Annotated in this window: 2 tRNA genes and 3 rRNA genes; all 5 read right to left on the bottom strand. The window is 52.0% G+C overall.

The features are described 5' to 3' along the window. Window positions 1-3: 3 nt before the first annotated feature. The 5 genes from rrf to IB232_RS23285 all read right to left on the bottom strand — a co-directional run bounded on the left by rrf (window position 4) and on the right by IB232_RS23285 (window position 5,191). Window positions 4-119: ribosomal RNA gene (gene rrf, locus IB232_RS23305) — 5S ribosomal RNA — on the bottom strand. Window positions 120-254: 135 nt separating this feature from the next. Further along, a 23S ribosomal RNA gene (locus IB232_RS23300) occupies window positions 255-3,146 on the bottom strand. A gap of 231 nt (window positions 3,147-3,377) precedes the next feature. Then, window positions 3,378-3,453, bottom strand: a tRNA-Ala gene (locus tag IB232_RS23295). Between the two features lie 31 nt (window positions 3,454-3,484). Next, window positions 3,485-3,561 (bottom strand) — tRNA-Ile (locus IB232_RS23290). 93 nt (window positions 3,562-3,654) lie between these two features. Beyond that, window positions 3,655-5,191: ribosomal RNA gene (locus IB232_RS23285) — 16S ribosomal RNA — on the bottom strand. Together the 16S, 23S and 5S rRNA genes with 2 tRNA genes alongside form the textbook arrangement of a ribosomal RNA operon. Window positions 5,192-5,434 lie beyond the last annotated feature (243 nt).

Here is a 5,434-nt window from a genome sequence, read left to right as displayed (position 1 = left end):
GGAGCTTGACGATGACCTACTCTCACATGGGGAAACCCCACACTACCATCGGCGATGCGTCGTTTCACTACTGAGTTCGGGAAGGGATCAGGTGGTTCCAACGCTCTATGGTCGTCAAGCAATTCGGTTGGGGACTCGGTGTTTAGTCGCTTCCCCTAATGGGTATGTGATGTGGCGTTGCGGCTCTTAGCGAACTTTCGGTTCGTTTGTCGACTTCACCATCACCGACAATCTACAGATTGTTTGGGTGTTATATGGTCAAGCCTCACGGGCAATTAGTATTGGTTAGCTCAACGCCTCACAGCGCTTACACACCCAACCTATCAACGTCGTAGTCTTCGACGGCCCTTTAGGGAGCTCAAGGCTCCAGTGAGATCTCATCTTGAGGCAAGTTTCCCGCTTAGATGCTTTCAGCGGTTATCTTTTCCGAACATAGCTACCCGGCAATGCCACTGGCGTGACAACCGGAACACCAGAGGTTCGTCCAACCCGGTCCTCTCGTACTAAGGTCAGCCCCTCTCAAATCTCAAACGTCCACGGCAGATAGGGACCGAACTGTCTCACGACGTTCTAAACCCAGCTCGCGTACCACTTTAAATGGCGAACAGCCATACCCTTGGGACCGGCTTCAGCCCCAGGATGTGATGAGCCGACATCGAGGTGCCAAACACCGCCGTCGATATGAACTCTTGGGCGGTATCAGCCTGTTATCCCCGGAGTACCTTTTATCCGTTGAGCGATGGCCCTTCCATACAGAACCACCGGATCACTAAGACCTACTTTCGTACCTGCTCGACGTGTCTGTCTCGCAGTCAAGCGCGCTTTTGCCTTTATACTCTACGACCGATTTCCGACCGGTCTGAGCGCACCTTCGTACTCCTCCGTTACTCTTTGGGAGGAGACCGCCCCAGTCAAACTGCCCACCATACACTGTCCTCGATCCGGATGACGGACCAGAGTTAGAACCTCAAGCATGCCAGGGTGGTATTTCAAGGATGGCTCCACGCAGACTGGCGTCCACGCTTCAAAGCCTCCCACCTATCCTACACAAGCAGGCTCAAAGTCCAGTGCAAAGCTACAGTAAAGGTTCACGGGGTCTTTCCGTCTAGCCGCGGATACACTGCATCTTCACAGCGATTTCAATTTCACTGAGTCTCGGGTGGAGACAGCGCCGCCATCGTTACGCCATTCGTGCAGGTCGGAACTTACCCGACAAGGAATTTCGCTACCTTAGGACCGTTATAGTTACGGCCGCCGTTTACCGGGGCTTCGATCAAGAGCTTCGCTTGCGCTAACCCCATCAATTAACCTTCCGGCACCGGGCAGGCGTCACACCCTATACGTCCACTTTCGTGTTTGCAGAGTGCTGTGTTTTTAATAAACAGTCGCAGCGGCCTGGTATCTTCGACCGGCATGAGCTTACGGAGCAAGTCCTTCACCCTCACCGGCGCACCTTCTCCCGAAGTTACGGTGCCATTTTGCCTAGTTCCTTCACCCGAGTTCTCTCAAGCGCCTTGGTATTCTCTACCCAACCACCTGTGTCGGTTTGGGGTACGGTTCCTAGTTACCTGAAGCTTAGAGGCTTTTCCTGGAAGCATGGCATCAACCACTTCACGTCCAAAAGGACGCTCGTCATCAGTTCTCGGCATTAAGATCCCGGATTTGCCTAAGATCTCTGCCTACCACCTTAAACACGGACAACCAACGCCGTGCTGGCCTAGCCTTCTCCGTCCCCCCATCGCAGTAACTAGAAGTGCAGGAATATTAACCTGCTTCCCATCGACTACGCATTTCTGCCTCGCCTTAGGGGCCGACTAACCCTGCGTCGATTAACGTTGCGCAGGAAACCTTGGTCTTTCGGCGTGCGAGTTTTTCACTCGCATTGTCGTTACTCATGTCAGCATTCGCACTTCTGATACCTCCAGCAAGCTTCTCAACTCACCTTCACAGGCTTACAGAACGCTCCTCTACCGCATCACTTACGTGATACCCGTAGCTTCGGTGTATGGTTTGAGCCCCGTTACATCTTCCGCGCAGGCCGACTCGACTAGTGAGCTATTACGCTTTCTTTAAAGGGTGGCTGCTTCTAAGCCAACCTCCTAGCTGTCTAAGCCTTCCCACATCGTTTCCCACTTAACCATAACTTTGGGACCTTAGCTGACGGTCTGGGTTGTTTCCCTTTTCACGACGGACGTTAGCACCCGCCGTGTGTCTCCCATGCTCGGCACTTCTGGGTATTCGGAGTTTGCATCGGTTTGGTAAGTCGGGATGACCCCCTAGCCGAAACAGTGCTCTACCCCCCAGAGTGATACATGAGGCGCTACCTAAATAGCTTTCGAGGAGAACCAGCTATCTCCGGGCTTGATTAGCCTTTCACTCCGATCCACAGGTCATCCGCTAACTTTTCAACGGTAGTCGGTTCGGTCCTCCAGTCAGTGTTACCTAACCTTCAACCTGCCCATGGATAGATCGCCCGGTTTCGGGTCTATACCCAGCGACTAAAGCGCCCTATTAAGACTCGCTTTCGCTACGCCTCCCCTATTCGGTTAAGCTCGCCACTGAATATAAGTCGCTGACCCATTATACAAAAGGTACGCAGTCACCCAACAAAGTGGGCTCCCACTGCTTGTACGCATACGGTTTCAGGTTCTATTTCACTCCCCTCTCCGGGGTTCTTTTCGCCTTTCCCTCACGGTACTAGTTCACTATCGGTCAGTCAGTAGTATTTAGCCTTGGAGGATGGTCCCCCCATATTCAGACAACGTTTCACGTGCGCCGTCCTACTCGATTTCACTTCTAAGACCTTTTCGCGTACAGGGCTATCACCCACTATGGCCGCACTTTCCAGAGCGTTCCGCTAAAATCAAAGAAGCTTAAGGGCTAATCCCCGTTCGCTCGCCACTACTAAGGGAATCTCGGTTGATTTCTTTTCCTCAGGGTACTTAGATGTTTCAGTTCCCCTGGTTCGCCTCTTGCACCTATGGATTCAGTACAAGATACCTAGGTTATCCTAGGTGGGTTCCCCCATTCAGAGATCTCCGGATCAAAGTCTGTTTGCCGACTCCCCGAAGCTTATCGCAGGCTACCACGTCTTTCATCGCCTCTGACTGCCAAGGCATCCACCGTATGCGCTTCTTCACTTGACCATATAACCCCAAGCAATCTGGTTATAGATTCGTAACGTGAAGACGACATTCGCCGAAAATTCGCGCTTGAACTCGCAAATTTTGCCTTGATTTGCTGAATGCAGTGAAACATTCAACAAGTCACTTCTATCACATACCCAAATTTTTAAAGAACAGTTCTGGCGCAAAGACCAGAAATCAACATTGAACTACCAATGTTCATTTCTGAGCTTTCAGCGATTATCGAGTTAATGGTGGAGCCAAGGAGGATCGAACTCCTGACCTCCTGCGTGCAAAGCAGGCGCTCTCCCAGCTGAGCTATGGCCCCATCTACGGACTTGGCCACATCCCTTGACAATTGGTGGGTCTGGGCAGATTCGAACTGCCGACCTCACCCTTATCAGGGGTGCGCTCTAACCAACTGAGCTACAGACCCAATCGTCTAACTCTCGGGTCTAAACCCAATCGCTTTTCGCAAGTGAATCAAGCAATTCGTGTGGGAACTTATGAAGAAGCTGAAGTCTTCGATTAAGGAGGTGATCCAGCCGCAGGTTCCCCTACGGCTACCTTGTTACGACTTCACCCCAGTCATGAATCACTCCGTGGTAACCGTCCCCCTTGCGGTTAGACTAGCTACTTCTGGAGCAACCCACTCCCATGGTGTGACGGGCGGTGTGTACAAGGCCCGGGAACGTATTCACCGTGACATTCTGATTCACGATTACTAGCGATTCCGACTTCACGCAGTCGAGTTGCAGACTGCGATCCGGACTACGATCGGTTTTATGGGATTAGCTCCACCTCGCGGCTTGGCAACCCTTTGTACCGACCATTGTAGCACGTGTGTAGCCCTGGCCGTAAGGGCCATGATGACTTGACGTCATCCCCACCTTCCTCCGGTTTGTCACCGGCAGTCTCCTTAGAGTGCCCACCATAACGTGCTGGTAACTAAGGACAAGGGTTGCGCTCGTTACGGGACTTAACCCAACATCTCACGACACGAGCTGACGACAGCCATGCAGCACCTGTGTCTGAGTTCCCGAAGGCACCAATCCATCTCTGGAAAGTTCTCAGCATGTCAAGGCCAGGTAAGGTTCTTCGCGTTGCTTCGAATTAAACCACATGCTCCACCGCTTGTGCGGGCCCCCGTCAATTCATTTGAGTTTTAACCTTGCGGCCGTACTCCCCAGGCGGTCGACTTAATGCGTTAGCTGCGCCACTAAGATCTCAAGGATCCCAACGGCTAGTCGACATCGTTTACGGCGTGGACTACCAGGGTATCTAATCCTGTTTGCTCCCCACGCTTTCGCACCTCAGTGTCAGTATCAGTCCAGGTAGTCGCCTTCGCCACTGGTGTTCCTTCCTATATCTACGCATTTCACCGCTACACAGGAAATTCCACTACCCTCTACCGTACTCTAGCTCAGTAGTTTTGGAGGCAGTTCCCAGGTTGAGCCCGGGGATTTCACCTTCAACTTGCTGAACCACCTACGCGCGCTTTACGCCCAGTAATTCCGATTAACGCTTGCACCCTTCGTATTACCGCGGCTGCTGGCACGAAGTTAGCCGGTGCTTATTCTGTTGGTAACGTCAAAACAGCAAGGTATTAGCTTACTGCCCTTCCTCCCAACTTAAAGTGCTTTACAATCCGAAGACCTTCTTCACACACGCGGCATGGCTGGATCAGGCTTTCGCCCATTGTCCAATATTCCCCACTGCTGCCTCCCGTAGGAGTCTGGACCGTGTCTCAGTTCCAGTGTGACTGATCATCCTCTCAGACCAGTTACGGATCGTCGCCTAGGTGAGCCATTACCTCACCTACTAGCTAATCCGACCTAGGCTCATCTGATAGCGCAAGGCCCGAAGGTCCCCTGCTTTCTCCCGTAGGACGTATGCGGTATTAGCGTTCCTTTCGAAACGTTGTCCCCCACTACCAGGCAGATTCCTAGGCATTACTCACCCGTCCGCCGCTGAATCAGAGAGCAAGCTCTCTTCATCCGCTCGACTTGCATGTGTTAGGCCTGCCGCCAGCGTTCAATCTGAGCCATGATCAAACTCTTCAGTTCAATACTGCTTGGGTTTTGAGAAAACCCTAAACTTGGCTCAGCAATCGCATGCTCTATTTAAAGAGCTAAAACTCTCGAATTCACGAGTGTTACTTGCGTTGCTGATAATCAGTTGACCATCAGTCTTACATCACAAGCACCCACACGAATTGCTTGATTCAGTTGTTAAAGAGCGTTTCGGCGAAGTCTTTCGTCTCAACCGAGGCCGCGCATTCTACAGCAGCCTTTCAATCTGTCAAGCTG

Origin of the sequence: Pseudomonas sp. PDM15 (genome assembly GCF_014851565.1) — a bacterium.
Taxonomy (GTDB): domain Bacteria; phylum Pseudomonadota; class Gammaproteobacteria; order Pseudomonadales; family Pseudomonadaceae; genus Aquipseudomonas.
This window is presented reverse-complemented; position numbering and strand designations above follow the sequence as displayed.